Origin of the sequence: Arthrobacter sp. NPDC080082, assembly GCF_040686595.1 — a bacterium.
GTDB lineage: Bacteria > Actinomycetota > Actinomycetes > Actinomycetales > Micrococcaceae > Arthrobacter.
In genome coordinates this window covers 15,243-41,278 of record NZ_JBFBKQ010000003.1, presented here as the reverse complement: position 1 = coordinate 41,278, position 26,036 = coordinate 15,243, and the positions used below count along the sequence as shown (strand labels likewise).

At 70.1% G+C, this 26,036-nt stretch carries 26 protein-coding genes; 6 read left to right on the top strand and 20 right to left on the bottom strand.

Annotation, left to right across the window (positions count from 1 at the left end; all coding sequences use genetic code 11):
* Positions 1 to 111: 111 nt before the first annotated feature.
* Together AB0O44_RS06970 and lysS are read right to left on the bottom strand one after the other, a co-directional pair.
* A complete protein-coding gene (locus AB0O44_RS06970) occupies positions 112 to 306 on the bottom strand; it encodes a hypothetical protein (protein WP_364135927.1) in 195 nt (64 codons plus the stop codon).
* 2 nt (positions 307 to 308) lie between these two features.
* Positions 309 to 1,838 (bottom strand): lysine--tRNA ligase, encoded by a 1,530-nt coding sequence (gene lysS / locus AB0O44_RS06965; RefSeq protein ID WP_290257005.1) that lies wholly within the window; start codon positions 1,836 to 1,838, stop codon positions 309 to 311.
* An 89-nt stretch (positions 1,839 to 1,927) separates the two neighbouring features.
* Here lysS and AB0O44_RS06960 point away from each other — a divergent pair, with 89 nt between their 5' ends.
* Positions 1,928 to 2,551: a thymidine kinase gene (locus AB0O44_RS06960; protein ID WP_290257006.1), complete on the top strand. Its 624-nt coding sequence runs from the start codon at positions 1,928 to 1,930 to the stop codon at positions 2,549 to 2,551.
* Between the two features lie 109 nt (positions 2,552 to 2,660).
* Here AB0O44_RS06960 and AB0O44_RS06955 read toward each other — a convergent pair whose 3' ends face one another.
* Entirely contained in the window at positions 2,661 to 3,419 is a 759-nt protein-coding gene (locus tag AB0O44_RS06955) for a hypothetical protein (RefSeq protein ID WP_364135924.1), read from the bottom strand.
* Between the two features lie 247 nt (positions 3,420 to 3,666).
* Here AB0O44_RS06955 and AB0O44_RS06950 point away from each other — a divergent pair, with 247 nt between their 5' ends.
* Entirely contained in the window at positions 3,667 to 4,500 is an 834-nt protein-coding gene (locus AB0O44_RS06950; protein WP_290257008.1) for an alpha/beta hydrolase, read from the top strand.
* 86 nt (positions 4,501 to 4,586) lie between these two features.
* Here the strand turns inward: AB0O44_RS06950 and AB0O44_RS06945 are convergent, their stop codons facing one another.
* From AB0O44_RS06945 to dacB, 15 genes are all read right to left on the bottom strand, one after another.
* Positions 4,587 to 6,134, bottom strand: a complete 1,548-nt coding sequence (locus AB0O44_RS06945) for an MDR family MFS transporter (protein ID WP_364135921.1) — start codon at positions 6,132 to 6,134, stop codon at positions 4,587 to 4,589.
* A 106-nt stretch (positions 6,135 to 6,240) separates the two neighbouring features.
* The gene (gene panC / locus AB0O44_RS06940) at positions 6,241 to 7,128 is read right to left on the bottom strand and encodes a pantoate--beta-alanine ligase (protein WP_364135918.1); all 888 of its coding nucleotides are present in this window, start codon (positions 7,126 to 7,128) and stop codon (positions 6,241 to 6,243) included.
* Between the two features lie 25 nt (positions 7,129 to 7,153).
* Positions 7,154 to 8,050, bottom strand: coding sequence for a DUF2520 domain-containing protein (locus AB0O44_RS06935; RefSeq protein ID WP_364135915.1), 897 nt, complete (start codon positions 8,048 to 8,050; stop codon positions 7,154 to 7,156).
* Positions 8,043 to 9,650: a PH domain-containing protein gene (locus AB0O44_RS06930; protein ID WP_364135913.1), complete on the bottom strand. Its 1,608-nt coding sequence runs from the start codon at positions 9,648 to 9,650 to the stop codon at positions 8,043 to 8,045. The genes AB0O44_RS06935 and AB0O44_RS06930 overlap by 8 nt, the downstream gene beginning before the upstream one ends.
* Entirely contained in the window at positions 9,647 to 10,159 is a 513-nt protein-coding gene (locus AB0O44_RS06925) for a PH domain-containing protein (protein WP_364135911.1), read from the bottom strand. Before AB0O44_RS06925 ends, AB0O44_RS06930 begins: the two co-directional genes overlap by 4 nt.
* Positions 10,140 to 10,664: a DUF3180 domain-containing protein gene (locus tag AB0O44_RS06920; protein WP_364135908.1), complete on the bottom strand. Its 525-nt coding sequence runs from the start codon at positions 10,662 to 10,664 to the stop codon at positions 10,140 to 10,142. The genes AB0O44_RS06925 and AB0O44_RS06920 overlap by 20 nt, the downstream gene beginning before the upstream one ends.
* Entirely contained in the window at positions 10,661 to 11,233 is a 573-nt protein-coding gene (folK, locus tag AB0O44_RS06915; protein ID WP_364135905.1) for a 2-amino-4-hydroxy-6-hydroxymethyldihydropteridine diphosphokinase, read from the bottom strand. The genes AB0O44_RS06920 and folK overlap by 4 nt, the downstream gene beginning before the upstream one ends.
* The gene (gene folB / locus AB0O44_RS06910) at positions 11,230 to 11,589 is read right to left on the bottom strand and encodes a dihydroneopterin aldolase (RefSeq protein WP_364135902.1); all 360 of its coding nucleotides are present in this window, start codon (positions 11,587 to 11,589) and stop codon (positions 11,230 to 11,232) included. Before folB ends, folK begins: the two co-directional genes overlap by 4 nt.
* Before the next feature lie 12 nt (positions 11,590 to 11,601).
* Entirely contained in the window at positions 11,602 to 12,519 is a 918-nt protein-coding gene (folP, locus tag AB0O44_RS06905) for a dihydropteroate synthase (protein ID WP_364135899.1), read from the bottom strand.
* A gap of 12 nt (positions 12,520 to 12,531) precedes the next feature.
* On the bottom strand, positions 12,532 to 13,092 hold the full coding sequence (gene folE, locus AB0O44_RS06900; RefSeq protein WP_364136673.1) for a GTP cyclohydrolase I FolE: 561 nt from the start codon (positions 13,090 to 13,092) through the stop codon (positions 12,532 to 12,534).
* Between the two features lie 111 nt (positions 13,093 to 13,203).
* Complete coding sequence (gene ftsH / locus AB0O44_RS06895; protein WP_364135896.1) at positions 13,204 to 15,270, bottom strand: ATP-dependent zinc metalloprotease FtsH; 2,067 nt, start codon at positions 15,268 to 15,270, stop codon at positions 13,204 to 13,206.
* Between the two features lie 201 nt (positions 15,271 to 15,471).
* Entirely contained in the window at positions 15,472 to 16,023 is a 552-nt protein-coding gene (gene hpt, locus AB0O44_RS06890; protein ID WP_290257019.1) for a hypoxanthine phosphoribosyltransferase, read from the bottom strand.
* 29 nt (positions 16,024 to 16,052) lie between these two features.
* Positions 16,053 to 17,144, bottom strand: a complete 1,092-nt coding sequence (gene tilS, locus AB0O44_RS06885) for a tRNA lysidine(34) synthetase TilS (RefSeq protein ID WP_364136671.1) — start codon at positions 17,142 to 17,144, stop codon at positions 16,053 to 16,055.
* Positions 17,145 to 17,284: 140 nt separating this feature from the next.
* A complete protein-coding gene (locus AB0O44_RS06880; protein WP_364135893.1) occupies positions 17,285 to 18,415 on the bottom strand; it encodes a zinc-dependent metalloprotease in 1,131 nt (376 codons plus the stop codon).
* 185 nt (positions 18,416 to 18,600) lie between these two features.
* On the bottom strand, positions 18,601 to 20,172 hold the full coding sequence (gene dacB / locus AB0O44_RS06875; protein WP_364135889.1) for a D-alanyl-D-alanine carboxypeptidase/D-alanyl-D-alanine-endopeptidase: 1,572 nt from the start codon (positions 20,170 to 20,172) through the stop codon (positions 18,601 to 18,603).
* A gap of 153 nt (positions 20,173 to 20,325) precedes the next feature.
* Here dacB and AB0O44_RS06870 point away from each other — a divergent pair, with 153 nt between their 5' ends.
* From AB0O44_RS06870 to AB0O44_RS06855, 4 genes are all read left to right on the top strand, one after another.
* A complete protein-coding gene (locus AB0O44_RS06870; protein ID WP_290257022.1) occupies positions 20,326 to 20,814 on the top strand; it encodes an inorganic diphosphatase in 489 nt (162 codons plus the stop codon).
* 170 nt (positions 20,815 to 20,984) lie between these two features.
* Positions 20,985 to 22,310: a carboxylesterase family protein gene (locus AB0O44_RS06865; RefSeq protein ID WP_364135885.1), complete on the top strand. Its 1,326-nt coding sequence runs from the start codon at positions 20,985 to 20,987 to the stop codon at positions 22,308 to 22,310.
* Positions 22,311 to 22,313: 3 nt separating this feature from the next.
* On the top strand, positions 22,314 to 23,072 hold the full coding sequence (locus AB0O44_RS06860) for a DUF429 domain-containing protein (protein ID WP_364135882.1): 759 nt from the start codon (positions 22,314 to 22,316) through the stop codon (positions 23,070 to 23,072).
* Positions 23,073 to 23,138: 66 nt separating this feature from the next.
* A complete protein-coding gene (locus tag AB0O44_RS06855) occupies positions 23,139 to 23,738 on the top strand; it encodes a hypothetical protein (RefSeq protein WP_290257025.1) in 600 nt (199 codons plus the stop codon).
* Here AB0O44_RS06855 and AB0O44_RS06850 read toward each other — a convergent pair.
* Together AB0O44_RS06850 and serS are read right to left on the bottom strand one after the other, a co-directional pair.
* Entirely contained in the window at positions 23,735 to 24,580 is an 846-nt protein-coding gene (locus AB0O44_RS06850) for an HAD family hydrolase (RefSeq protein ID WP_290257026.1), read from the bottom strand. The two genes, AB0O44_RS06855 and AB0O44_RS06850, sit on opposite strands and share 4 nt — an antisense overlap.
* A gap of 135 nt (positions 24,581 to 24,715) precedes the next feature.
* Entirely contained in the window at positions 24,716 to 25,996 is a 1,281-nt protein-coding gene (gene serS / locus AB0O44_RS06845) for a serine--tRNA ligase (protein WP_364135877.1), read from the bottom strand.
* Positions 25,997 to 26,036: the final 40 nt, after the last annotated feature.

Below are 26,036 nucleotides of genomic sequence, written 5' to 3'. Positions count from 1 at the left end.
GGAGGAGCATTTAGAAAAGCAGGATGTAACTGTAAAAAGTATCCATCGCTTTATGGCACCGAGTCAAAGCGAAAACTACGCTGCGGGAAAACAGCGCCGGCTAATGACTTTCTAGGACTGTTCCGGGGAATGCCCCTGATCCGGCGCGGAATTCGCGGCCGGGGCGTTTACTGCTGCGTCGGCTTCCGCCTGGGCGCGGGCCTCGGCCTGGCGTTCGGATTTATCGGCGTTGAATATTGCCTTCATCACGAACCAGAAAATGAGGCCCACCACCACGGAGGGCAGCAGCACGGCAATGTAATCCATGATCAGTTGCCTTCGGGCTTGAGCAGCGGGAACAGGATGGTCTCGCGGATGCCCGCACCGGTGAACAGCATCACTAGCCGGTCAATGCCGAGGCCAATGCCGCCCATCGGCGGGGCGCCGTATTCGAGTGCCCGGAGGAAGTCCTCGTCCAGCTGCATGGCCTCGACGTCGCCGGCAGCGGAGCGCAGCGACTGTTCGGTGAGGCGTTCGCGCTGGATGACGGGGTCGATCAGCTCGGAGAACGCGGTGCCGCGCTCCATGCCGCCGATGATCAGGTCCCAGGCCTCGATCAGGCGGCCGTCCTCACGGTGCTGGCGGGCCAGCGGCTGCGCGGACGGCGGGTAGTCGTACACGAAGGTCGGGTTCAGCAGGGTGGGCTCGACCAGTTCGCCGAAAAGTTCGACGACGAGCTTCTCCGCGTCCCAGGCGGCGTCCACCTTGACCTCGTGCTTTTCCGCGAGGGCCAGCAGCTCGGCGGCGGGGGTGTCCGGGGTGATCTCCTGGCCGACGAAGTCGGAGAGGCCCGGGTAGACGGCCATCCAGGCCCAGTCGCCGTCGAGGTTGATCTCGCCGGCCTCGGTCTGCAGCACCCGGCCCACGCCAGCGGCGTCCGCGGCGTCGAGGATGATCTCCTTGATCCGGTCCGCCATGACGAACTGGTCGGCCCAGGCCTCGTAGCTCTCCAGGGTGGTGAATTCGGGGCTGTGCGTGGAGTCGACGCCCTCGTTCCGGAAGACGCGGCCCATGTCGTAGACCCGGTCGATGCCGCCGACGACCGTGCGCTTGAGGTAGAGCTCGGTGGCGATGCGCAGGGTCATCTTCTGGTCGAACGCGTTCATGTGCGTCTCGAACGGGCGGGCGGTGGCGCCGCCGTGGACTAGCTGCAGCATGGGGGTCTCCACCTCCACGTAGCCCTGGCGGTGCAGGGTCTCGCGGATGGAGCGGGTGATTGCGGCGCGGGTGTAGACCATCTCGCGGGCCTCGTCGCGGACGATCAGGTCCACGTAGCGCTGGCGGACGCGGGTTTCCTCGTTCAGTTCAGCGTGCAGCACGGGCAGCGGGCGCAGGGCCTTGGACGCCATGGACCAGGACTCGGCCATGACGGAGAGCTCGCCGCGGCGGGAGGAGATGACCTCACCCTTGATGAAGACGTGATCGCCGAGGTCCACGAGGGACTTCCAGTCGGCGAGCGCCTCCTCACCGACGTTGGCCAGGCTGAGCATGACCTGGAGGCGGACCGCCTTGCCGTCGAGGCCGCCCTCCTGCAGGGTGGCGAAGCAGAGCTTGCCGGTGTTGCGGATGAAGACGATGCGGCCGGTGACACCGACGACGTCGCCGGTGGTCTCGTCGGCGACGAGGTGGGCGTACTTCTCCCGGATATCCGTCAGCGAGTGGGTCCTCTCGACGCCCACGGGGTAGGCCTCGATCCCGCGCTCGATCAGCTTCGCGCGCTTTTCCATCCGGACCAGGGTCTGTTCGCTGGCCTCGGAGTGCTCGGGCGTGTTCGGGGCAGGAGTGTTTTGGGAAGTCACAATCCCTAAGTTTACCGGGGATTCCTGAGCGCCCGGGATCGGGGGCGGTGGCACTAGAATCGGGGGCGACCGCTCCTGAAAGGACCCCCTTGGCCAAGCTCTACTTCCGCTACGGCGCGATGAACTCCGGCAAGTCCACGGGCCTGCTGCAGGCGGCCTTCAACTACGAGGAACGCGGCCAGCGGGTGCTGCTGGCCAAGCCGGACATCGACACCAAGGGCGACACCGCCGTCGTCTCCCGCCTGGGCATGACCCGCGACGTCGATTTCCTGATCCCGGCGGGCGCATCCGCGCGGGAACTGTTCTCCGCCCTGGCGCACGGGGATGATCCGGACGCGCTGCTGCAGCACGTGGACACCCCGCCGGTGGCCTGCCTGCTGGTGGATGAGGCGCAGTTCCTGACGCCGGAGCAGGTGGATGACCTGTTCCGGATCGCCGTCCTGGACAACGTGCCGGTGCTGGCCTACGGCATCCGCACGGACTTCCGGACGCGCGCCTTCCCGGGGTCGCTGCGGCTGCTGGAGATCGCGCACACCCTGGAGGAGCTGAAGACGATCTGCCGCTGCGGCCGCAAGGCGATCTTCAACACCCGCCGGATCGGCGACCGGGTGGTGTTCGACGGCGAGCAGGTCGCCATCGACGGCCAGGACGCCTGGTACGAATCCCTCTGCGGCTCCTGCTATCTCGAGGTATCCGGCGGCCGGCTGGGTTGACCGACGGAGCCGCGTGAGCGACGTGGGCTCCCTCAAAGCGCAAAGAACCGGCTCCGTCCCTGAGGGGACGGAGCCGGTTCCTGTGGTCCAACGAATGCGGGAGGATGCCTTAGAGGCGGTGCGTCCCGCCGGTGGAGTCTGCTTCCGGCGTGTAGGTGTGGACGGCGTCCTTGATCTGTTCGGTGGCCGGGGGAGAATTCTGGGCCTCCGACTTGATCTTCGGGGCCTCGGCCTCGGCCTTGTTCAAGTAGTGCTCCCAGCGCTGGGACATGGGCTTGATAAGCCCGCCGCCGACGCCTACAACAAGGATGCCCACGATCGCGGCAAGCACAGCGATGAGGATCGGGGTCGTCACGGTGGTGGCAATGTCGACCTGGTTCAGGGCAGCGATGATGCCGATGCCCAGGATGAAGATGCTGGCGATGTTCGCAAGCGTCTTGCCGTAGGAGAGGCCGCCGAGGGAGCCCTGAATGAGGGTCTTGACGGCCGCGGCGATCGCGGCACTGACGATGACGATGATGATGGCGACGACGACGCGCGGGAGGAAGGCGATGATCGCGGCGAGCAGCGTGCTGACCGGGTTGGGCCCAAAGACACCGAACGCGAACTGAAGCACGAAGAGCACCAGGGCGTAGTAGATGATCTTGGAGATAACGTCACTGGCATCAAGCTCGGAATTGGCCAGCGCCTTCTTCACGCCGCCTCGCTCCACGGCGCGGTCGAAGCCGACCTTGTGCAGCAGCTTGGACAGAGCCTTCGCGATCGCCTTTGCAATCAGCAGGCCGACGATCAGGATGACCAGGAACAGCACCAGCTTGGGGACGAAGTCAATGACGGTGGCCAGGCCGGCCTTGAGTGTATCTTCCATTTTTCCTCACATATCGGCTAAGGGTCGAACGAAACTAAGCATGCTTTCCAAATTGAGTACACACGATCGAAAAGGTAATAGCAAGCACGCTTAGTAATAAATTTTGCCGTCCCATCCACCGGCGCGAGGGCTACGAAACTGGCGGGGAATGTGCACGCCGCTCTCAGAAGGCTCCATATAGGGCCGCCCGCGCAGCCTGGGCCGAAGCCGCCTGCGCGAGGGCGGCCGGCTGGGCTAGGCTCAAACCATGACGCGCGAGAACATCCACACCCCCGACGGCGGAACCCTCGAGTTGTTCAGCACGGGGGCGGAACTGTCCGCGGCCGGCTCCGGCGTCGTCGTCGTGTCCGCCTCGATGGTGACCGCCGCCGACTACACCAAGTTTGCGCAGAAGCTCAGCGCCTCCCTCGGCCGGCCGGTCCACACCTTTAACCGCCGCGGCCGCGGCGGCTCCTCCCCGCAGCCGGAGGACTACACACTTGACGTGGACATCCACGACCTCGACGCCGTGATGAAGCACACCAACAGCACGGACGTGTTCGGTCACAGCTTCGGCGGCGCCGTAGCCCTGCACGCCGCCCGCACCCTGCCGGTGGAGCGGCTGGCGGTCTACGACCCGGCCGTCTCGGTCAACCACAGCGTCACCGCCGACTGGATCCCCGAGTATGAGCGCCTCACCGCCGCCGGCGACGACGACCGGGCCCTGGCCGTGCTGGTCCGCGGGCTGGAAACCGGCAGCGCCGTTTCCCGGATGCCGCTGTCCATGCTGACCCTGGCCAACAAGCTGACCGCCGGGACCCCCGTGGGCAAGCAACTGCGGGAGCTGATGAAGACCGGCGTCCGCGAGATCAAGGCGATCATCGCCGCGGACATGCCCGCCGAACCGTTCCTGGCACTGCCGCTGGAGACACTGATCGTGGTGGGCGAGAAGAGCCCGGCGTACTTCGGCGTGGCCTGCGCCCAGATCCACGACGTGCTGTCCGGTTCGAGCTACACGATCCTGCCCGGCATGGGCCACGACGGCGTGAACAAGGCCCCGGAGAAGCTCATCACCGAGCTGAGCGCCTTCTTCGCCGGCTGAAGCCGCTCCCCCGCGGCGGCGCCAGCCGCGTCTGTTGACCCGGGAGCGGGACTTGCCCGCTCCCCCTGCCCCAGTGGCCGGTTCTCTCAGTGGCCCGCTGGCCCTGCCGCCCCTTCGGTCTTGCGCATCAGCAGTGAGAGCACGAGCGCGGCGACGGCGATCGCGGCGGCGGTCAGGAACGCCGCGTGCATGCCCGCTGCCGGACCGGACGAGACGGAGACCACCGCGAAGATCGAGACCAGCAGCGCGGTGCCGGCCGCGCCGGCCACCTGCTGCAGGGTGCTCAGGATGGCCGAACCGTGCGAGTACAGGTGCGGCGGCAGCGGGTTCAGCCCGGTGGTGAAGGCGGGGGTGAACAACAGCGCCAGGCCTAGGCTGAGGGTCACATGCAGGCCGATGATCCAGCCCACCGGCGACTGCGCGTCCAGTCCGGCGAGCTGCCAGAGCGAGAGCACCATCAGCACGGAGCCGGTCACGGTCAGCGGCAGCGGGCCCACCTTGTCGAACAGCCGGCCGATCACCGGGCCCAGCAGGCCCATCGCGAGACCGCCCGGGAGCAGCACCAGGCCGGTTTCCAGCGACTTCAGGCCGCGGATTTCCTGCAGGTAAAGCGGCAACAGGATGACGGCGCCGAAGAGCGCGACCATCGCGACCACCAGCAGCAGCACGGAGACGGTGAACATCCGGAAGTTGAAAGCCCTCAAGTCCAGCAGCGGCTCGTCCCGCTTCTGCAGCCGCAGCTGCCGGAACACGAACGCGGCCAGGGACACGACGCCGACGGCGAGCGCGGCCACCGCGGGGGCGGGCGGGCCGGAGGTGCCGCCGCCGATCTGGCTCAGGCCGTAGACCACGCCTCCGAAGGCCGGGATGGTCAGGACCACGGAGAGGGCGTCCAGCCGGGTCTTCTCGTTCTCGCCGATGTTGCGGAGGTACTTGGCGCCGATCGCGAGGGCCAGCAGCGCGATGGGCAGGACGAAGACGAACATGAAGCGCCAGGAAAAGTTCTGCAGGATCAGGCCGGAGACGGTGGGACCCATGGCCGGGGCCACCGAGATCGCGATGCTGACGTTGCCCATGACCGCGCCGCGCCGGGAGATCGGCACCAGGGTCAGGATGGTGGTCATCAGCAGCGGCAGCATGATGGCGGTTCCGGCGGCCTGGACGATCCGGGCCAGCAGGAGCACCGGGAAGCCCGGGGCAAGGGCGGCCAGCAGGGTGCCGCCGGAGAACAGTCCCATGGCCAGCATGAAGACGGCCCGGGTGGTCAGCCGCTGCAGGATGAACCCGGTGGTGGGGATGACCACGGCCATGGTCAGCATGAAGCCGGTGGCCAGCCACTGGACCGTGGGCGCGTCCACGCGCAGGTCCACCATGAGCCGCTGCAGCGCGACGTTCATGATGGTCTCGTTCAGGATCACGACGAAGGTGGCCACCAGCAGGGTGGCGATGACCGTCACGGATTCGCGGGACAGCTTCTCCGGCGCGGGTTTGGCCGTGCGGGCGTTCGCTGCCGGGGCGCCGGCGGGGATTTCCGCGCGGTTTCCGGTTCCGGTGCTCTCTGCGTCGGTGCTTTCGGCGTCGATCCGGGGCGGGGCCAGGCCCTCCTGGACGGTGGAACGGGATTCTTCAGGCATGGGGTTCCCTCGGGGATGCGATGGCGGATTGGCGGACACGGCCGCCACTACGATTCTCAACCCTCCGGCCGGAAAGGTCATTCCCTCCCGGCGGACTATTTGTTCCCTAGGAGTCCAGGGGCACGTTGTCGATCAGCCGGACCGGGCCCACCTTGGCAGCGATGAGCACCAAAGCTTCGCCCCGGAACGGCGTCTCGCGGCAGTTCTCCGCGAGCGGCTCCAGGGTGAGCGGATCGACGACGTCGAAGTAGTCCAGTTCCACGAGCGGCTGGGATTCCACCAGCGCGCGGGCGGAGTCCAGGTCGAGGGGTTCGTGCGCGTTCGCCCGGTCCTCCACCAGCCGCAGCGCCCGCGAGAGGACCAGCGCGGCCTCGCGTTCGGCGTCGGAAAGGAAGCGGTTCCGGCTGGAGAGCGCCAGCCCGTCCGCCGACCGCACGATCGGGACGGCCACGATCTCCACCGGGAAGTTCAGGTCCGCCACCATCCGGCGCACCAGGGTCAGCTGCTGGGCGTCCTTCTGGCCGAAGTACGCCCGGTAGTCGGCCTGGCCGGCACCAGGCAGCCCGTAGTGCAGCAACTTCGCCACCACGGTCAGCGCGCCGTCGAAGTGCCCGGGGCGGGAGGCGCCCTCCCACTTCTCGGCCAGCGCGCCGGAGGTGATCCGGACCATCGGCTCCCCGCCGGGGTAGACCTCCTCGACGGACGGCGCGAACACAAGGTCCACGCCCTCCGCCTCCAACAGCGCCAGGTCCGCCTCCAGCGTGCGCGGGTAGCGTTCCAGGTCCACGGCCTCGCCGAACTGCAGCGGGTTAACGAAGATGGTGGCCACCACCACGTCGTTCTGCGCGACGGCGGTGCGCGCCAGCGCGGCGTGGCCCTCGTGCAAGGCGCCCATGGTGGGGACGATGCCCTGGGAGCTGCCGCCCTTTTCGGTGAGCAGGCGGGCACTCTCGGCACGCAGCTGCGCGGCGGTGGTCACCAGCTGGATGGGCATATCGGGGTCCTTCCTCAGGAAACGGTCAGTCCGGTGCGGCGCCGTCGAGCGCCTGGCGGATGCCGTCGATTTGGTCCGGCCTGAGCAGCCCGCGGCTGCCCGCGCGGCGGGCCGTCGCCCGCGCCATGGCCAGGTAAGCCTCCAGAATATCCCCGCCGGAGCCGCCGTCGAGGTCCCGCAGCGCCTCCGCGTGCGCGGCGACGGTGCCGGCGTCCCCGCGGGCCACCGGTCCGGTCAGCGCCGACTCGCCGGAGGCGAGGGCATTCTCCAGGCTGGCGCGCAGCAGCGGGCCCAGCATGCGGCCGGGTTCCTCGACGCCAACCTCGCGCAGCATTTCCGCGGCCTGTGCCACCAGGGTGACCAGGTGGTTCGAGCCGTGGGCCAGGGCGGCGTGGTACAGCGGCCGGTCCCCCTCGGCGATTGCGACGGGCTCGGCCCCCATCTCCACCACCAGGGCCTGGGCGATGGGCAGCATGGCCGGGTCCGCGGTCACGCCGAAGGTGCAGTCCAGCAGGCGGGTCAGGTCAAGGCTCATCCCGGTGAAGGTCATGGCCGGGTGCAGGGCCAGCGGCACGGCGCCGGCGGCACGGACCGGATGCAGGATGCCGACGCCGAAGCGCCCGGAGGTGTGGGCCACCAGCTGCCCCGGCTGCCAGGCGCCGAGTTTCGCGAGCCCGTCCACCAGCGGGCCGAGGGCGTCATCCGGGACGGCCAGCAGCACCAGTTCGGCGCGTTCGACGATGTCCTGGATCTCCAGGACCGGCACGCCGGGCAGGAGCGTGTCCGCCCGTTCACGGCTGGCCTCGGAGACGGCGGAGACGCCGACGACGGCGTGTTCGGCGGCGCGCAGGGCCGCGCCGAGGACGGCTCCGACCTTTCCGGCGCCGATGATTCCGACGCCGAGGCGTCCTGGCTTAGCCATGCTGTGGGCCTTCCTGTGGATCTTCGGCGGTGTTCCCCGCCGGCTGGGGATTGGGGCTCAGGCGTGCAGCCTGGGCCAGGAGCAGGGCGCGGCCTTCGGCCATGCCCGCCTGGATCACCCGGGGGGCCACCGGTCCGGAGGTGGTGTGCAGGACCAGGTCCACGACGCCGAAGCGCCGAGCCACGGGTCCCTGGTGCAGGGCGATGGACTGGGTGCGTCCGTGCGGCACCACGGTCAGGTGCCGCCACCAGCGGCCGGTGCGGATCAGCAGCGCACTGCCGGTCACGGCGAAGCCATTGCGACGCCATCCCAGCGGCGCGAGCAGCCGGGCGCGGCGCGGGGTGGTGGTGAAGCCGCCGTCGGTATCTCCGATGGTGTGGGCGGGGTCCCGCCGGGCCTGGATGCGGGCTGCGGGCGCCAGCCCGCTCAGCCCGGCGGCGAGGACGGCGTGGGCGTCAGCGCCCTCGGCTTCCGCGGCGAAGGATTGATCGGAGCCCGGCCGCGCGGCCCCATCGGGCAGCACCAGGTCCAGCAGCGCGGTCACGTCCTGCAGGGTGCCGACCGGCAGCAGGGTGGTCCGGGCGGATCGTTGGCTGTCCTGGCCGGGCGTCCCGTAGCCGGCGACGTTGACCTGGATGCGGTACCAGCCCAGCGGCCGCCAGAGCGGCGGCTGGCTGATCCGCAGGGCCTGGATCCTGCCCGGCGGGAGCGTCTGGGCGAGGGTGTCCAGCAGCCCGTACTGCAGCCGGATTCCGGCCCGGGAGGCAGCCGCGGTGAAGTTGTAACCCTTGCTGAAGGAGGTCCAGAAGCCGGCCAGGATGCCGAGCCCGGCGGGGACCAGGTAGAAGGAGAAGCTCCGGTTCTCCGTGAAAGCGGAGAACAGCACTGACGCAGCGGCACCCAGCAGCAGGACCACGGCCTGCTCGCTGAGCAGCAGTGAACCGGCCAGGCGTCGGGGCGGGACGGCCAGCACCGGCCGTTCGGGCGGGTCCGCGGGCGCGGCCGGTCCGGGCGGCGCCGCAGGTCGCGCAGCGAGCTGTGCATCGGGCTGTGCATCATGTCCCTGGGCGACGGGTACCGCGGCGGCCTGTCGCGCAGCGCCCCGCAGGGCGGCCTCGCGAACGGCGGCGTCAAGGATGGCGGCGCGCAGCCGGCGGGCCTCCGCGACGCGCAGGTAGGCCAGATGCACCGCCGACTGCCCGGCGTCGGCCACCTCGAAGCGCAACTCTGCGAGGCCGAAGATGCGGGCCAGCAGCGGCTGGACGACGTCGATCGCCTGGACCCGGTCCAGCCGCGCCTGCCTGTGCTGCTTGACCAGAACGCCGGTGGTAACCCGGACGAAGCCGCCTGCCACCTGATAGCGGGTGGAGTACCAGCTCAGGACGAAGCCGGACACCACCAGCAGCAGCATGGTGCCGCCGCCCAGCAGCAGCCAGGGCGCGCGGCCCGCGAAGCGCTCGTCGAAGACCGGGCCGCCGCGCAGCAGCCGTTCGGCGGCGTCGCGGCCGAAGAAGAAGAACAACGCCGCGAGTGCCAGCCAGCCGCGGACAAACGGCGAGGCGGGGTGCACCCGCTGCCAGTTGTCGGTGCCGCCGTTCACAGTCCGGCCAGCCGGGCCTCGCCGCGGGCGGTCAGCTGCTCCCGGAGCCGGGCGCCCTCCGCGGCGGGCAGGCCCGGGATCACGGCGCTGGTCCCGGCGGAGGCGGTGTGGAGTTTCAGCGTGCAGAGCCCCAGCGCCCGCTCCACGGGTCCGGCCGCGATGTCCACGTACTGCATCCGGCCGTAGGGAACCACCAAGGTGCGCTGGAAGAGGATGCCGCGGCGGATCAGCAAATCATCGAGGCGTTCGGCGTAGCCGACGGCGCGGACCTGGCGCGGAATCAGCACCAGCCGCCAGAGGGCCAGCAGCAGGTAGGCGGACGGCAGCGCGACGGCGAACCACAGCGGCGGCCACCGCCACGCTCCGGCGAACACCAGAGCCAGCGGCAAGGCCAGGGCGGCGGTGACGAGCACGGTCTCGGCGCCCCAGCCCAGCAGGCGGGCCGTCAGGTAGCGCGGCGAGACCCGCAGCCAGGAGATGCCCGGCGGATCAATCGCCTCGGTAGGCATATTCGCCTTCGGCTTCCGGTTTTCCGCGCTTCCCGGCCACCCCCGGGGGCTTGCCTGCGTCGCCGTCCTCCGGCGGGATGCGGCAGAACCGCTCCACCATCAGCCCCACCACGATCATCACCAGGCCGCCGCCAGCCATGGCCGCAATCTGCCAGGTGATGGCCTGGCCGCTGCGGACATTCCAGAGCCGGAGCTGGTCCATGAAGATCCCGGCATGCCAGCCGAGCAGCATGGCGCCGGTGTACGCGCAGGCCTGGGCGAGAACCAGGGTCCAGGCGGCCAGGATGGGGTTCAGCAGCTGCTTCTTCTTGCCGTTGCGCCAGCGCAGCACCCGGATGCCCAGCACCAGGGTAAGGACCACGATCACGCCCATGGTGATCAGGCCGGTCAGCGGCAGCACCGGGGTGGCCAGGCTGTAGCGGGCCGCCAGCAGGGTCGCGGCCCAGCCGGCGGCGGCCAGGCCGACGCCGATCACCAGTAGCACCAGCGGGTTGGTCAGCTTCATGGCGACACCGCCGGGCCGTTGGCGCCGTTGAGTTCCTCGAAGCCGTCGAAGGGGGCCAGGTCCCGGAAATCGGCAGCCCGGACGGCGAGATCGGCGACGCGTTCGCCGCCCAGTTCCGCCGCGGGGTCGATCAGGGACCACGGGTACAGCACGAAGGCCCGCTCGGCCGCGCGCGGGTGCGGCAGCGTCAGGACCGGGTCGCCGCTGACCAGCTCGCCGTAGGTGACGATGTCCACGTCCAGGGTGCGGGGGCCCCAGTGGACCTCCCGGACCCGGTGGTGCTTCCGTTCCACGGCGTGGCAGTGGTCCAGGAGCTGGCGCGGGGACAGGGAGGTCTCGACGGCGATCACCATGTTCAGGAAGTCCGGTTGGTTGGGCGGGCCGCCCACGGCCTTGGTCTGCACGATCGGCGAGATGGCCAGCAGCCGCACCTCCGGCGGGTCAACGAGGTCGGCGACGGCGGCGGAGAGGGTGTCATTCCGGGCGCCGAGGTTGCTGCCGAGCGCCAGGACGGCGCGGGCGTACGTGGCGGGTTCCGGCGTAGCCGGGGCGTGCGCGGCGGAGCTCATGGGCGTTCCCGGTGCACACTGACGGCAACGTCGCCGAAGTGGACCTGAATCGGGGCCTTGGGCTTGTGCACGGTGATGTCCACGGCGGTGACCGGGAAGCGTTCCAGCAGGTCCTCGGCGATCCGGACGGCCAGGGCCTCGATCAGGTTCACCGGCGCACCGGTGACCCAGCCACGGATGCATTCGGCCACCTCACCGTAATGCGCCGTGTCCAGCACGTCGTCGCTCTCGGCGGCGGCGGTGAAGTCCAGGTGCAGGACGGCGTCGACGACGAAGGGCTGCCCCTCGCGCCGTTCGAAGTCGAACACGCCGTGGTGCCCGACGGCGGTGACGCCGCTGAGCGTGATCCGGTCCATGGTTCCGCCGGCCTAGCTGTTGCCGGACGTGGTCATCCGGGCGGCGGCCTTGACCGCGTCGAGGTTCGGCCCGACGTCGTGGACCCGGACGGCCCAGGCGCGCCGGAAGGCGCTGATCGCGGTGATGGCGGCGGTGGCGGCGTCGCGGTCCTCGGGGGCGGCGGCCTTGCCGGCGACCGTCAGGAGGCTGCCCAAAAAACGCTTCCGGGACGCGGCCACCAGCACCTTGTGGCCCATCGCCTGCAGAACGTCCAAGTGCTGCAGGAGCTCCCAGTTCTGTGCCTCGTTCTTGGCGAAGCCCAGTCCCGGGTCCACGATGATCTGCTCCGGCGCGGCGCCGGCGGCGACCAGCTTGTCGCGGACGCCGGCCAGCTCGGCCGCCACCTCGGCGGCGACGTCCCGGTAGTCGGTCAGGGAGTCCATGGTGCGGGCGTCCCCGCGGCGGTGTGTGAGGACGTAGGGCACCTTGCGGCGGGCCACGAGTTCCACCATCTCCGGTTCGATGGTCAGCCCGGAGACGTCGTTGATGACGGCGGCGCCAGCGGCCAGGGCCGCCTCGGCCGTGGCGGCGTGGGTGGTGTCGATGCTCACCAAAGCGCCGGCCTTCACCAGCGCCTCGATCACGGGCAGCACGCGGCGCTGTTCCTCGTCCGGGGTGACCTCGGCGGCGCCGGGGCGGGTGGACTCGCCGCCGACGTCGATGATGTCCGCGCCGGCGTAGTACATCCGCAGCCCGGCGGAGATGGCCTGTTCCGGGGTGGCGTGGCGGCCGCCGTCGCTGAACGAGTCGGGGGTGACGTTGAGGATTCCCATGACCAGGGTGCGGTTCGTGGGCAGGTCCTTGAAGGCGGCTGCCGGCCTCGGCTTCCGCAGCACGGGCAGCGGCGAGGTGGCAGGCCCGGTTCCGGGGGCTGCGGCGAGGGAGTCCATAGTGTGTCTTTCTTACCTTCCGAGGATGAGGCTCATGGCTTCGGCGCGGGTGGCCGGGTCATGCAGTTGCCCACGGACCGCGCTGGTGACGGTCTTCGCGCCGGGTTTACGGATGCCGCGCATCGACATGCACAGGTGCTCGCATTCGACGACGACGATCGCGCCGCGGGGCTTGAGGTGGGTGGTGAGCGCCTCGACGATTTGGGTGGTGAGCCGTTCCTGCACCTGCGGGCGGCGGGCGAAGAGATCCACCAGCCGGGCCAGCTTGCTCAGGCCCGTGACCTTGCCGTCGTGCGAAGGGATGTACCCGACGTGCGCGACGCCGTGGAACGGCACCAGGTGGTGTTCGCAGGTGGAGTAGAACGGGATGTCCTTGACCAGGACCAGTTCCTCGTGGTCCAGGTCGAAGGTGGTGGCGAGGATTTCAGCCGGGTCGTGGTGCAGGCCGGCGAACATCTCCGCGTACGCCTTGGCCACCCTCTTGGGGGTGTCCAGCAGGCCGCCGCGGTCCGGGTCTTCGCCGATGGCGAGCAGGATTTCGCGCACGGCCGCCTCGATCCGGGGCCGGTCCACCAGGGTGGCGGTGCCGCCGTCGGCCCCCGCCGCCACGGAACTCTCCGGGCGGAAGGGATCGGCGGCGGCCGAAACGTCGTCGTCGTCGAAGTAAGAAGTCACAGCAAAAGCCTAGCCGGGAAGGCCGTCAGGCCCCAGATCCGTGGTCCCGCCCTGGAAGGGCTCCTGGCCGGGGACGCCCTGGGCGTGCGGCGGCTGGGTGTCCAGCGGTTCCTCCAGGCGGGCCTTGGTGGCTTCCTCCTGCGCCTCCCGTTCGGCCTTCTCCTGGCGGGACTCCACCGGGCCGACGTCGTGGATGGGCCGGGTCTCCTTGGAGAGCCAGATCTCGCGGAAGTCGCGCTTGCGGATGTCCGCGAAGACCTGGGCGATCTCGTTCTGGTTCAGGGTCTCGCGCTCGAGCAGTTCGAGGGCCAGCTGGTCCAGGACGTCGCGGTTGGCGGTGAGGATCTCGTACGCCTCGTCGTGGGCGTTCTCGATCAGGCGCCGGACTTCCTCGTCAACGACGTAGGCGATCTGGTCCGAGTAGTTGCGCTCGTGCCCGGCGTCGCGGCCCAGGAACGGCTCGCCGCCGCCCTGGCCGAGGCGGACCGCGCCGACGCGCTCACTCATGCCGTACTCGGTGACCATCTTCCGGGCGATGCCGGTGGCCTTCTCGATGTCGTTCGAGGCGCCGGTGGACGGGTCGTGGAAGACCAGTTCCTCGGCGACGCGTCCGCCCATGGCGTATGCCATCTGGTCCAGGAGCTCGTTGCGGGTCACGGAGTACTTGTCGTTCTCCGGCACCACCATGGTGTAGCCGAGGGCCCGACCGCGGGGCAGGATGGTGATCTTGGTGACCGGGGCCGAGTTCCGCAAGGCCGCGGCGACGAGGGCGTGGCCGCCTTCGTGGTAGGCGGTGACCTTGCGCTCGTGTTCCTTCATGACGCGGCTGCGCTTCTGCGGGCCGGCCATGACGCGGTCGATCGCCTCGTCAAGGGCACGGTCGTCGATCAGGTTCGCGTTGGAGCGCGCGGTGAGCAGCGCGGCCTCGTTGAGCACGTTGGCCAAGTCGGCACCCGTGTAGCCGGGGGTCTTCTTGGCCACGGCCTTGAGGTCGACGCCGGGAGCCATCGGCTTGCCCTTGGCGTGAACTTTGAGGATCTGGTCGCGACCGATCAGGTCCGGGGCCTCCACGGAGATCTGCCGGTCGAAGCGGCCGGGGCGCAGCAGCGCCGGGTCCAGCACGTCGGGCCGGTTGGTGGCGGCGATCAGGATGACGTTGGTCTTGACGTCGAAGCCGTCCATCTCCACCAGGAGCTGGTTGAGGGTCTGCTCGCGTTCGTCGTTGCCGCCGCCGATGCCGGCGCCGCGGTGACGGCCCACGGCGTCGATCTCGTCGACGAAGATGATCGCCGGGGAGTTGGCCTTGGCCTGCTCGAAGAGGTCGCGGACGCGGGAAGCGCCGACGCCGACGAACATTTCAACAAAGTCCGAGCCGGAGATGGAGAAGAAGGGGACGCCGGCCTCGCCGGCGACGGCGCGGGCCAGCAGCGTCTTTCCGGTGCCGGGAGGGCCGTAGAGCAGCACGCCCTTGGGGATCTTGGCGCCTACGGCCTGGAACTTGGCCGGTTCCTGGAGAAATTCCTTTATTTCCTGGAGCTCCTCGACGGCCTCGTCGGCACCGGCGACGTCGCTGAAGGTCACCTGCGGCATGTCCTTGTTGACCATCTTGGCCTTGGACTTGCCGAACTGCATGACCTTGGAGCCGCCGCCCTGCATCCGGGAGAGCAGGAACCAGAAGAGCACACCCAGCAGCAGGACCGGCACCAGCAGGGAGAACAGGCCGGAGAACCAGTTGCTCTCGACCGGCTGGTCGGTGAAGCCGCTCGGCGGCTTGGAGTCCGTGACGGCCTTGACGACGTCGGCAGCGCGGGCGTTGACGAAGTAGAACTGGACGTTCTTGCCCTTGTCCTGGCCGTCAATCTGCAGGTTGTCCTTCAGGACCAGGTCCACGCGGTTCTCGGCGTCGAAAATCTTGGCCTGTTCAACCTTGCCGCCGTCGGTCAGGAGCGCCAGGCCCTTGTCCGTGTCGATGCGGCTCGACCCGCCCGGGGCGAGGGTGGCAAAGGCCAGCAGGAGCATGCCGATGACGACGACAATCCAGATGCCGGGGCCCTTGAAGAAACTCTTAGCTTTCATCTGATCGGGGGCTGGCCCCGTCCCTCCTGGTAGTGCTGCACGGCGTCCCATGGGCGCGCGTGTGGTGCTGCGTCAGTCTAGCTATACACCGTCGCTGTACCTCACGCACGGTCGGGATCAAAAGTTCCCTATGGGCGTAGCGGAGGGCGGGGTCCGGCCCGGCCGCCGGGTCCCGTGGGCGCCGGCGGCGGCGCGGCGGACTTACTCGTAGACGTGCGGGGCGAGGGTGCCCACGAAGTCCAGGTTGCGGTACTTCTCTGCGTAGTCCAGGCCGTAGCCGACGACGAATTCGTTCGGGATGTCGTAGCCGACGTACTTGACGTCGATCTGGACCTTGGCCGCGGTGGGCTTGCGGAAGGCGGTGCAGATTTCCACCGACGCGGTGCCGCGGGATTCCAAGTTGGTCTTGAGCCAGGACAGGGTCAGGCCGGAGTCGATGATGTCCTCGACGATCAGGACGTCCTTGCCCATCAGGTCCGTGTCCAGGTCCTTGAGGATCCGGACGACGCCGGAGGACTGGGTGCCGGAGCCGTAGGAGGAAACGGCCATCCAGTCCATGGAGACGTGGCTGTGCAGCGCGCGGGCGAGGTCGGCCATGACCATCACGGCGCCCTTGAGCACGCCGACGATCAGCAGCTCGCGGCCCTCGTAGTCCCGGTCGATCTCTGCGGCGAGTTCGGTGATGCGGGACTGGATCTGTTCCTTGGAGTAGAGAACGTGCTTAAGGTCCGCCTGGACGTCGTTTGAATCCACCAATGGCTCCTGTGTAGATGCGGGTGCGACTAATCTTGGGGCCGTTTGTGAGGCCGGAATACTAGCTTCCCACAGCGGGCCGCCTCGCGGGGAACGCCGCCGGTGGCCGGGCCGCCCTCCGCGGGGTGGCCGGGCGCCTGGTCGGACGGCTGACCGGACGCCTCCCCGGCGGCCGCCTGCAGCTGGGCGAGCGAGAGCCGGTAGACGCTGACGCCGCCGGGCAGCTGCACGGGACCGGCCGATCCCCGGCGCCGCAGCAGGTCCTCGGCGGCGAGCAGGCGCTGGTGGCTGGGCTGCTGGCCACCGACCTCGGCCGCGGCCTTCGCGATCACCCGAAACCTGAGCGCGGCCGGCAGGGCGCGGAGCTCGTCCTCGGGCAGGCCGAGGTCCCCGCCGTCGTAGGTCTTCAGCGTGAGGTACGTGTCGTTCGCCACGGAGTCCAGGTAGTCGGCGTCGGCCTGCAGGATGGCGGCGGTGCGGGCCAGGGACTCGGCGACGCCGGGGCCCAGTTTCTCCTCCAGCATCGGCAGGACCTCCACCCGGGTGCGGGAACGGGCGAAGGCGGGGTCGGCATTGCTCGGGTCGTGCCAGGGATCCAGGTCTTCGGCCGCACAGATTTCCAGCGTCTCGGCCCGCCGCAGGCCGAGGAACGGCCGGAGAAGCCGCCCGCGGGCCGGCCGCATGCCGGCCAGGGAGCGGGTGCCGGAGCCGCGGGCCAGGCCAAGCAGGACCTGTTCGGCCTGGTCGTCCAGGGTGTGGCCGAGCAGGATGGCCTGCGCCCCGGCGTCGTCAGCCGCCGCGTCCAGGGCGGCGTGCCGGGCTTCCCGGGCGGCCGCCTCGGGCCCCATCCCGGTTGCGGCGACCGTGACGGTCCGGATCTCCACGGGAGCGAGTCCCAGCTCCCGCAGCGCCGCGGCGGCGGTCCGGGCGACCTCGGCGGAGCCGGGCTGCAGCTGGTGGTCGACGACGACGGCGCCGACGCTGATCGGGTGGCCGTCCACGTGGCCGCGGCGGGCGAAGTACGCCGCGGCGGCGGCGAGCGCCAGGGAGTCGGGACCGCCGCTGCAGGCGACGAGGACGCGTTCGGGGTAGCCGGCGTCGGCGAGGGCGGTCTCGAGCAGCTTCCGCGCCTTGCCCAGCACTGGCGAGAGGCGGCCTGGCCGGCGCCGGCCGGCGGGACGGGCTACGTGTCCGCTGGCGGGCCCGCTGGTGTAGTCGTGGGCGTCCGCGGTGGCGGGTTGGTTCGTGGGGGGCATGCCGCTTAGAGGCCCATCCGTTCGACCCAGAGCTTGGAGTCGTGGATTTCGGGTTCGGTGGGCAGGTGGTCCGCGGATTCCCAGACCCGGTTGAACCCGGCCATGCCGACGGTATCCACCACCTCGCGGACGAACTTGGAGCCGTCGCTGTACTGGCGCATCTTGGCGTCCAGGCCGAGCAGGCTGCGGATGAACTTCTCCACCGCGCCACGGTCCTTGCCGCGGGCGTTGAAGCGCTGCCGGATGGTCTTCACGGACGGCACGATGCTGGCGTCCACGGCATCCATGACCACGTTGGCGTGGCCCTCGAGCAGGCTCATCACGGCGGTCAGGTGCGAGATCGCGGCCTTCTCCTCCGGGTCCTGCAGCAGGTCCAGGATGGCGCCGCGGCCGGGGGCGGCCCCGGGAGCGGACCGGTCCTTGAGCGACCTGGCTGCCGCGGCTGCGCGTTCCATGATCGAGTCGACGTTGCCCAGCAGGTGCCCGCTGAGGCCCTCGATCTGGTCCAGCATGTGGTGCCTCAACCAGGGTGCGGCGGCGAACTGGACCCTGTGGGTCTGCTCGTGCAGGCAGACCCAGAGCCGGAAGTCTTCGGGTGCGACGTTCAGTTCCCGTTCCACCGAGATGATGTTCGGCGCCACCAGCAGCAGGCGGCCGGCGGCCGGGGCGGTAGAGCCGGGGGCCAGGGCGGAGAACGGGTCGTACTGGCCGAGGACCTTGCTGGAGAGGAAGGCCAGGATGGCGCCGAGCTGGCTGCCGGTGATGGCGCCGCCGACGCTCGCGCTGCCGGGGCCGATGCTGCCGCGGCGGCCCTCCAGCATCTTCTCGATGGCGGGCTGCAGCATGACGGCGAAGCTCTGGGTGTTGGCCTTGGCCCAGGAGGCGCGGTCCACCACCAGGACGGAGGAGTCGCGCAGGTCCCGGGCGGCCTCCAGGCCGGTGATGTCGTGGACGTGCGGGACGGAGAGGTCGGCCATCAGGCGGAGGTTCTCCACCGCGGCTCCGATTTCCTTGGCCCCTAGCGTGGGACCGGCCGGCGTGAGCCGCGCGGCAGTGGACGCCGCAAGCTCCCAATTCACCAGGGCCTGGGCCTGGGCTGACGTCTCTGCTGATCCGGCGCGCGAGGGGGTCTCCATAGTCCCCATCAGATCACAGGGCCCGGGCCGCCGCACAGGACTCCGCCCCGGACCGGGCCCGTTTCGACGGTTCCCTGCCGGTTCCACGGCCGGCAGCATCGAATCGGCGGGGAACCGTCGAAGTGGCGGGTCGGGTGGCCGAGGACGGAGACGTGTGGCGGGCTGGGTCAGTAACGGGGGCTGGCTCAGCGGCAGCCGCAGGCCGCGAGGGTGGAGGCGGTCCGGTCCAGGGCCTCCTTGTTGCCGGCCGCCCCCGGGGTCAGGCCATTGCCGATGAAGGAGAAGACCAGGAGCCGGCCGTCGGCGTCCACCACGTAGCCGCTCAGGGCGATCACGGAGTTCAGCGTTCCGGTCTTGGCCCGGACCAGGCCCGCGCCGGCGGCGGTGGTGGCGTCCGTGTACCGGCTGCCGAGCGTGCCGGTCAGACCGGCCACCGGGAAGCCGGCCAGGGCGGAGCGCAGCCGGGTGTCGGGGCCGTTGGTCATGGCCCGGACCAGCTCCGTGAGCTGCCGGGCGGTGACCCGGTTCTCCAGGGTGAGCCCGGCCAGGTCCGCGGCGTGCAGGGTGTCGGTGGGGATCTTGAGTTCCTGCAGCTGCTTCAAGACGGCGGCGATGGCGCCTTCGCCGCTGCCCGGCTGCCCACTGGCCAGTGCCACCATCCGGCCCATGACCTCGGCGAGGTAGTTGTCCGAGGTGCGCAGCAGCAGGTCCACCTGTTCGCCGACGGTCGCGGATTCGGCCTCGGCCAGCACCGCCCCGGCGCGAGGGCCGGCATCCGCCGCTTCGGACGAACCATCTGACGATCCGTCGGACGCGCCGCCGTCGCCCTTCTCTGCCGGATCACTGCCTCCCTGGCCATTGCTGCCCACGTCCCGCGTGGGCGCCTTCGCGCGCACGACGCCGGGTGCCACGGTGATGCCAGCCTCGCCGAGCCGGGCGGCGAAGGCCTCGGCGGCGGTCATGGCCGCGTCCTGGGGCCGGGCCCCTGCGGTGCTGCCGGGCGCGAACCGGGCCCCGTTCAATGCCAGCGGGAACAGCGGCGCCACCTCGCCGGCGGCCACGTCATCCGGGCTCCAGGCGGGGCTTAGGGACGGGCCGGTGAAGAGTGAATCGTCCAGCTGCACGGTGACCGGACCGGTCACACCTGCCTGCCGGAGGGCCGTGACGGTGGACTTGGCCAGGGTCGCCAGGCCGGCGTGGCCCAGCACCGCGTCCGGGGCGGAATCCCCGGCGCCCAGCAGCACGTCCCCGCCGCCGGTGAGGACCACGGTGCCGGGGGTGGCGCCGGCAATCACCCGGGTGGTGAAGCGGCGGTCCGGGCCGAGGGTGCGGAAGGCCGCGGCCGCGGTGAGCAGTTTGATGTTCGACGCCGGCGCGCGGCCCTCGTCGCCCGCCCGGTCGAAGAGGACCTCGCCAGTGACGGCGTCCTGCACCATCCCGGTGAAGGTGCCGCCGCCGTCGGTCTTCAGGGTGGTGTTGAGCCGGCCCGCGAGGGTGGCCGCGTTCGGGACGGGGGCGGCGTCGTCGAGCGGTTTAACCGCGCCGGGGACGGCGGTGAGGGCCGACGGCGGGAGCTGCCACGGGCCCGCGGCGGGCACTGCCGGGGGGCGGGAAGGGCCGGCGAATCCGGGGCCAAGGGCGAAGCCGGCGGGGATCAGGAGCGCGATGACCAGCAGCCCCAGCAGCACGGCCGGAACGCTCCGGCGCCACCCGTCAGCCCGGGAATCCTGCCCGCGCGGGCTGGTTGTGCGTGTCATGGTGCTGATGGTCCTTAGTTCCGAAATGTCCCCACTAGTTCCTGAAACCAGGGCCTGTCGCTATATCCTCAATAATAGTCGGCGGTACCGGGTGGCCTTTTTGGGGCGCCAGCCCGTGCCGCGCACCCCCTTACATCCGTCGAGGAGCATTCCATGAAGCATGACGTGACCATCGAGATCCCCAAGGGATCGCGCGTCAAGTACGAAGTCGACCACGAGACCGGCCGCGTCCGCCTGGACCGCGTCCTGTTCACCTCCATGCAGTACCCGACGCACTACGGTTTCTTCGAGAACACCCTGGGCGAGGACGGCGACCCGTTGGACGCCCTGGTCCTGCTGCAGGACTTCGACCTGCACCCCGGCGTGATTGTCGAGGCCCGCCCGATTGGCGTGTTCAACATGACCGACGACGGCGGCGGGGACGCCAAGGTCCTCTGCGTGCCGGCCGACGCCCGCTTCGACCACATCAACGAGATCAGCGACGTCAGCGAGTTCCTGATCAAGGAAATCGAGCACTTCTTCACCCGTTACAAGGACCTGGAGCCGGGCAAGTGGGTCAAGGCCGAGGGCTGGGGCGACCGCGCCGCCGCCGAAGCCGAGCTGGAAGCCTCAATCAAGCGCTTCGTTCCGCACGCTCACTAAGGCCGCGTCGGTAAACGACACTGCTTTCAGTTTTCTCCTGCCGGGGCCACCCGCGCCGACCGCCCATCTGGGGCGGCGGCGCCGGGTGGCCTCCGGCGTTTAACGGCCGAGCCTTGATCAGCGGCGGACACTGCCAGCCGCGAATCAGGAAGATGTGAAATCGTTGGTTCATGACCACCGAGCCCGCGTTTAACCCGCCCTGCGGCCCCGTGACCGGCTGGCACGACGGCGAGGTGCTGCGCGCCACCGGCATTCCCTACGCCACGGCCGCCCGGTTCCAGCCGCCGGCACCGGCCCCGGAGTGGACCGCGCCCTTCGCCGCGACCGCCCTCTCCCCTGCGTGCCCGCAGGCCCCGGTGCCGTTCCTGGACGACATCCTGGGCACCCGGTACGGCGAACTGCCCGGCAGCGAGGACTGCCAGCGACTCTCCATCACCATCCCGGCGGGCCTCGGGCCGGGAGAAAAAGTCCCGGTGATGGTGTGGCTGCACGGCGGCTCCTACACCTCCGGCTCGGGCGACCTGGCCATCTTCGACCCCAAAGCCCTGGTGGCGGAGAACCGGGTAATCGTCGTCTCGGTCACCTACCGGCTTGGCCTCTTCGGCTACCTCGCCGCCGGCGACGGCCGCCCGGCGAACCTGGGGCTGCTGGACCAGCTGGAGGCCTTCCGCTGGGTCCGCCGCAACATCGCCGCGTTCGGGGGCGACCCGGAGAACGTGACCGCCTTCGGCCAGTCCGCGGGCGGGGATGCCGTAGCCCACCTGATGGCCGTGCCGGAGGCGCCGTCGCTGTTCCGCCGCGCCATCATCCAGAGCGCCCCGCTGGGCATCACCCGCGGACGCGACAAGATGAGCGCCGCAATGGGGGCCGCGGCCCAACACGTCACCGAGGACACCCCGGCACTGGATGTCGTGGCCGCCGAGGCCCGGGTGGCGCGGGCGGCCCGGAAGTTCGGGCTGGCCTCCGCCATGCCGTTCGGCACCCAGTACGGCCACGAACCGCTGCCGCCCGAGGCCGCCATCGAGCAGGCCTGGGACGCCACCGCCCCCGGGATCGAGGTCCTGATCGGGCACACCACGGAGGAGGCGCGGATGTTCCTGCCGCGCAACCGCATCGTGGGCCGGATCGGCCGGGTCCCGGTGCTGGGGAACGCCGTCGTCAAGGCCATCAACTGGGCGGTCACGGAGGCCGTCTACGGCCGGGCGTCCCGGAAGTTCGCCCGCCGCCACGTCCGCGCGGGCGGCCGCGCGCACCGCTACCTGCTCTCCTGGCACGCCCCGGGCAACATCTACGGCGCCGCCCACACCGTGGACCTGCCGCTGCTCTTTGGCGACGAGCAGACCTGGGCCGGGGTGGGCCTGCTCGCGGGCGCCAGCTGGGAGGACGTCAACGTCCCGGGCAAGGCGATGCGGTCGCTCTGGGCCCGCTTCGCCTCCGGTGAAGGGCTCGACGCCGACGGCGGGATCCCCGGCGCGCTCCGCTACCGGGCGGTCTAAGCCGTGCGGACCCTCGGGGTGGACCTCGCCGCGGCGACCAAGAAGACCGCGGCCGCCATCCTCGAGTGGGACGGCGGATCCGCCCGGCTGGTGCACCTGGCCCTCGACGTTGACGACGCCGACATCGTTCGGCTCTTCGGCGGCTGCGCCATGACGGGCATCGACTGCCCGGTGGGCTGGCCCGACGCCTTCCTGCCCTTCATCGCCGCGCACCTGGCCGGGGAGCCGCACCCGGTGCTGGACTATGACGGCATCGAGGGCCGCCGGCTGCTCGCGTACCGGGAGACGGACCGGTTCACCACCGGACTGACCGGATTGATCCCGTTGAGTGTCTCCGCGGACCGGCTGGCGCACCCGGCGATGCGCTGCGCGGTGATCCAGGCCAAGATTGCCCGGGAGCACGGGCTGCAGCCGCGGGATGGCAGCGGCCGGCTGGCCGAGGTGTACCCGGCGGGGTCGCTGAAGACCTGGGGGCTCCTGGCCCGCGGGTACAAGGGCCGGGGCGCGCCCGAGGCGGAGCGGCTGGGCGGGCTGCTGGCCGCGCTGCGCGATGCCGCGCCGTGGCTTGACCTTGCCGGAAACGAGGAACGGCTGGCCGGGTCCGATGACCTGTTCGACGCCGTGATCGCCGCCCTCACGGCCCGGGCCGTGGCGGTGGGGGCAACCGTCGGGCCGGATGAAGCCCACGCCGCGGCGGCACGGACCGAGGGCTGGATCCACGTGCCAACGGGCGGCCTGGACGCCCTCGTGGCCGCCGGATAGACGCCGGATGACGGCCGACGTCGTCCGTTTGCGGCGGCACGGCCACCGGGTAGTGTGGCATCCAGAATGTTCACCCTGACGATCAATCAGACCGACAGCCGTCACGACGGCGACCGCGTGCCGCAGCTCCTCAAGGACCTGCGGCATATTCCGGCGCGCCTCGATTTCGACCGGTCCGTCGAGGATGAGGTCCAGGGCATCGTGGATTGCCCGCGACAGGCTGTGGACGCGGCGCTGATCGCCCTGCGCACCGGCGCTTGGTACGTCGGGATCGGCGTCGGACCCGTGAATGAGCCGCTGCCCAACCAGATCAAGGACGCCTCCGGCCACGGGCTGGTCTACGCCCGGCGGGCCGTGGACCGGCTGCGCAACGGCAAGGAACGGATCCCGGTGGCCGTCGAGGGCCCCCTGGCCGAGCTGGCCGCGGAGGCGGAAGCGGTGCTGCGCCTGCTGGGCCAGATTGTGCACGACCGCAGCGCGGCGGAGTGGCGGGTCCTGGACCTGCTGACTCCCGGCGTCCGGGGCCAGCAGAAGGCCGTGGCCGAGGAGCTCGGCATCACCACGCAGGCGGTGAGCAAGGCAGTGGCGCGGGCCCAGTGGAACGAGGAGCACGCCGCACGGCCTGCGGCCGCCCGGTTGCTGTCCCTGATCCTCGAGGTGCGCTAGAGCAGACTGCGCAGCACGTGGGCCGCGCCGTCCTCGAACACCGAGTGGGTGACCTCGTCCGCGGCGGCAATGACTTCGGCGGGAGCCTGGCCCATGGCCACCCCGCGCCGGGCCCAGGTCAGCATCTCGATGTCGTTCCGTCCGTCGCCGACCGCCACGGTGCGGTGCGCCCCGATGCTCAGCCGGCCGCGGAGCTGCTCCAGCGCGCTGGCCTTGGTGACGCCGGCCGCGGCGATGTCCAGCCAGGCGGTCCAGCCCACCGAGTAGGTGACACCGGCGAGCCCGACGTGCCGGATCGCGGCGTTGAATTCCTCCGGGGTGTTCTCCGAGCTGAACACCACGACGCGCACGGCGGTGGCCTCCAGCATGGTCTGGAAGTCCACGCCGATGGCCTCGACGCCGAAGCTGGCGTCCTGGAAGCGCTCGGTGGAGAGGAAGTTGCCGTCGGCGTCCTCGAGCGCGTACTTGGCGGAGGGCAGCCGCTTCCGGAGTGCCCGCAGCGCGGGTCCGGGATCGAAGGTGGCCCTGTGCAGCACCTCGTAGCCGTCGGCGAGTCCGGAGTCGACGCGGAGGGTGACGCCGCCGTTGGAGCAGACGGCGTAGCCGGTCTCGATGCCGATGTGCTCGATGATGGGCAGCGTGGCGCCGAGGGAGCGGCCGGTCGCGATCATCACCTCATGCCCCGCGGCCACCACGGCCTGCGCGGCTTCCCGGACGGGAACGGACATGTGGCCGTCGTGGTCGACGAGGGTTCCGTCGACGTCGAGGGCGATCATCATTTTGTCGTTGGCGTTGCGCTGGTCGTCGTTGCCAGCGACTGAGGTTTCAGTCAATGTAGTCATCCAACAAGTAGAGCAGACACCCCCGACAACCAGCTAGGACGCGCGCCACAGCACGAAATGAAGCGCCCGTGAACACTTGGGTGGCTGGATGGCGGGGCCGACGGCGGGAGGCTGGCGGGGGGCTGGAGCGAATGGTCAGAGGACGGGCAGGACGGTCATCCCGCCCAGGTACTTCTGCAGCGCGGCCGGCACGTTGACCGAGCCGTCCGGGTTCTGGTGGTGTTCCAGGATGGCCACGATCCAGCGGGTGGTGGCGAGGGTGCCGTTGAGCGTGGCGACCGCGCGGGTGCCCTTGGGGGTGCCGTCCTCGGTGATCACGCGTTCGCGGATGTTGAGCCGGCGCGCCTGGAAGGTGGTGCAGTTGGAGGTGGAGGTCAGCTCGCGGTAGGCGCCCTGGGTGGGGACCCACGCCTCGCAGTCGAACTTCCGCGCCGCGGAGGTTCCGAGGTCGCCCGCGGCGGTGTCTATCACGCGGTAGGGAAGCTCGCACTTGGCCAGCATTTCCTCTTCCCAGGCCAGCAGCCGGGCGTGCTCTGCGGCGGCTTCCTCGACCGTGGTGTAGATGAACATCTCCACCTTGTTGAACTGGTGCACGCGGATGATGCCGCGGGTGTCTTTGCCGTGCGAGCCGGCCTCGCGGCGGTAGCAGGAGCTCTGGCCGGCATAGCGTATGGGGCCAGCGGAGAGGTCCAGGATCTCGTCCGCGTGGTAGCCGGCGAGGGCCACCTCGGAGGTGCCCACCAGGTAGAGGTCGTCCTCGGCGAGGCGGTAGATCTCGGCGTCGTGCTTGACGTCGAAGCCAGTGCCCTGCATGGTCTCGGGACGGACCAGGGTGGGGGTGATCATCGGGACGAAGCCGGCGTCGATGGCCTGTTCCATGGCCATCTGCAGCAGCGCCATCTCGAGCCGGGCGCCGACGCCGCGGAGGAAGTAGAAGCGGGAGCCGGAGACCTTGGCGCCGCGTTCCATGTCGATGGCGCCGATCAGCTCACCGATTTCCAGGTGGTCCTTCGGCTCGAAATCGGGGAACTCGCGCGGGGTGCCGACGGTCTTGACTACGACGTAGTCGTCCTCGCCGCCCTCCGGGACGCCGTCCTCGACCAGGTTGGGAATGCCGCGCAGCAGCTCCTCCTGGGCGGTCTGGGCGGCGTCGGCCTCGGCGGACGCTTCCTTGACCGACGCGGCAAGGACCTTGACCTCGGCCAGCAGGGCCTGCTTCTCCTCGCCCTTGGCCTGCGCCACCTTCTTGCCGAAGGCGTTCTGCTCGGCGCGGAGGTTCTCGTAGCGGATCAGGGCCGCCCGCCGGGACGCGTCCGCGGCGATGATCGCGTCCACCACGGATTCGTCGGCGCCGCGGGCGCGCTGGCTGGCGCGGAACTTGTCCGGATTTTCGCTGAGGTCTTTTACTTCGATCACCAGACAAGAGTATCGAATCCGCACGGGGACGCCGGGCAGT

Coding starts and splice junctions, on each gene's coding strand:
- ftsH (WP_364135896.1), bottom strand. CDS start 15,270: ATGAAAGCTAAGAGTTTCTTCAAGGGCCCCGGCATCTGGATTGTCGTC.
- AB0O44_RS06955 (WP_364135924.1), bottom strand. CDS start 3,419: ATGGAAGATACACTCAAGGCCGGCCTGGCCACCGTCATTGACTTCGTC.
- panC (WP_364135918.1), bottom strand. CDS start 7,128: ATGCCCATCCAGCTGGTGACCACCGCCGCGCAGCTGCGTGCCGAGAGT.
- folK (WP_364135905.1), bottom strand. CDS start 11,233: ATGAGCTCCGCCGCGCACGCCCCGGCTACGCCGGAACCCGCCACGTAC.
- dacB (WP_364135889.1), bottom strand. CDS start 20,172: ATGACACGCACAACCAGCCCGCGCGGGCAGGATTCCCGGGCTGACGGG.
- folB (WP_364135902.1), bottom strand. CDS start 11,589: ATGGACCGGATCACGCTCAGCGGCGTCACCGCCGTCGGGCACCACGGC.
- AB0O44_RS06950 (WP_290257008.1), top strand. CDS start 3,667: ATGACGCGCGAGAACATCCACACCCCCGACGGCGGAACCCTCGAGTTG.
- folP (WP_364135899.1), bottom strand. CDS start 12,519: ATGGACTCCCTCGCCGCAGCCCCCGGAACCGGGCCTGCCACCTCGCCG.
- AB0O44_RS06870 (WP_290257022.1), top strand. CDS start 20,326: ATGAAGCATGACGTGACCATCGAGATCCCCAAGGGATCGCGCGTCAAG.
- AB0O44_RS06850 (WP_290257026.1), bottom strand. CDS start 24,580: ATGACTACATTGACTGAAACCTCAGTCGCTGGCAACGACGACCAGCGC.
- AB0O44_RS06925 (WP_364135911.1), bottom strand. CDS start 10,159: ATGCCTACCGAGGCGATTGATCCGCCGGGCATCTCCTGGCTGCGGGTC.
- AB0O44_RS06945 (WP_364135921.1), bottom strand. CDS start 6,134: ATGCCTGAAGAATCCCGTTCCACCGTCCAGGAGGGCCTGGCCCCGCCC.
- AB0O44_RS06970 (WP_364135927.1), bottom strand. CDS start 306: ATGGATTACATTGCCGTGCTGCTGCCCTCCGTGGTGGTGGGCCTCATT.
- AB0O44_RS06920 (WP_364135908.1), bottom strand. CDS start 10,664: ATGAAGCTGACCAACCCGCTGGTGCTACTGGTGATCGGCGTCGGCCTG.
- AB0O44_RS06865 (WP_364135885.1), top strand. CDS start 20,985: ATGACCACCGAGCCCGCGTTTAACCCGCCCTGCGGCCCCGTGACCGGC.
- AB0O44_RS06855 (WP_290257025.1), top strand. CDS start 23,139: ATGTTCACCCTGACGATCAATCAGACCGACAGCCGTCACGACGGCGAC.
- AB0O44_RS06935 (WP_364135915.1), bottom strand. CDS start 8,050: ATGGCTAAGCCAGGACGCCTCGGCGTCGGAATCATCGGCGCCGGAAAG.
- AB0O44_RS06880 (WP_364135893.1), bottom strand. CDS start 18,415: ATGGAGACCCCCTCGCGCGCCGGATCAGCAGAGACGTCAGCCCAGGCC.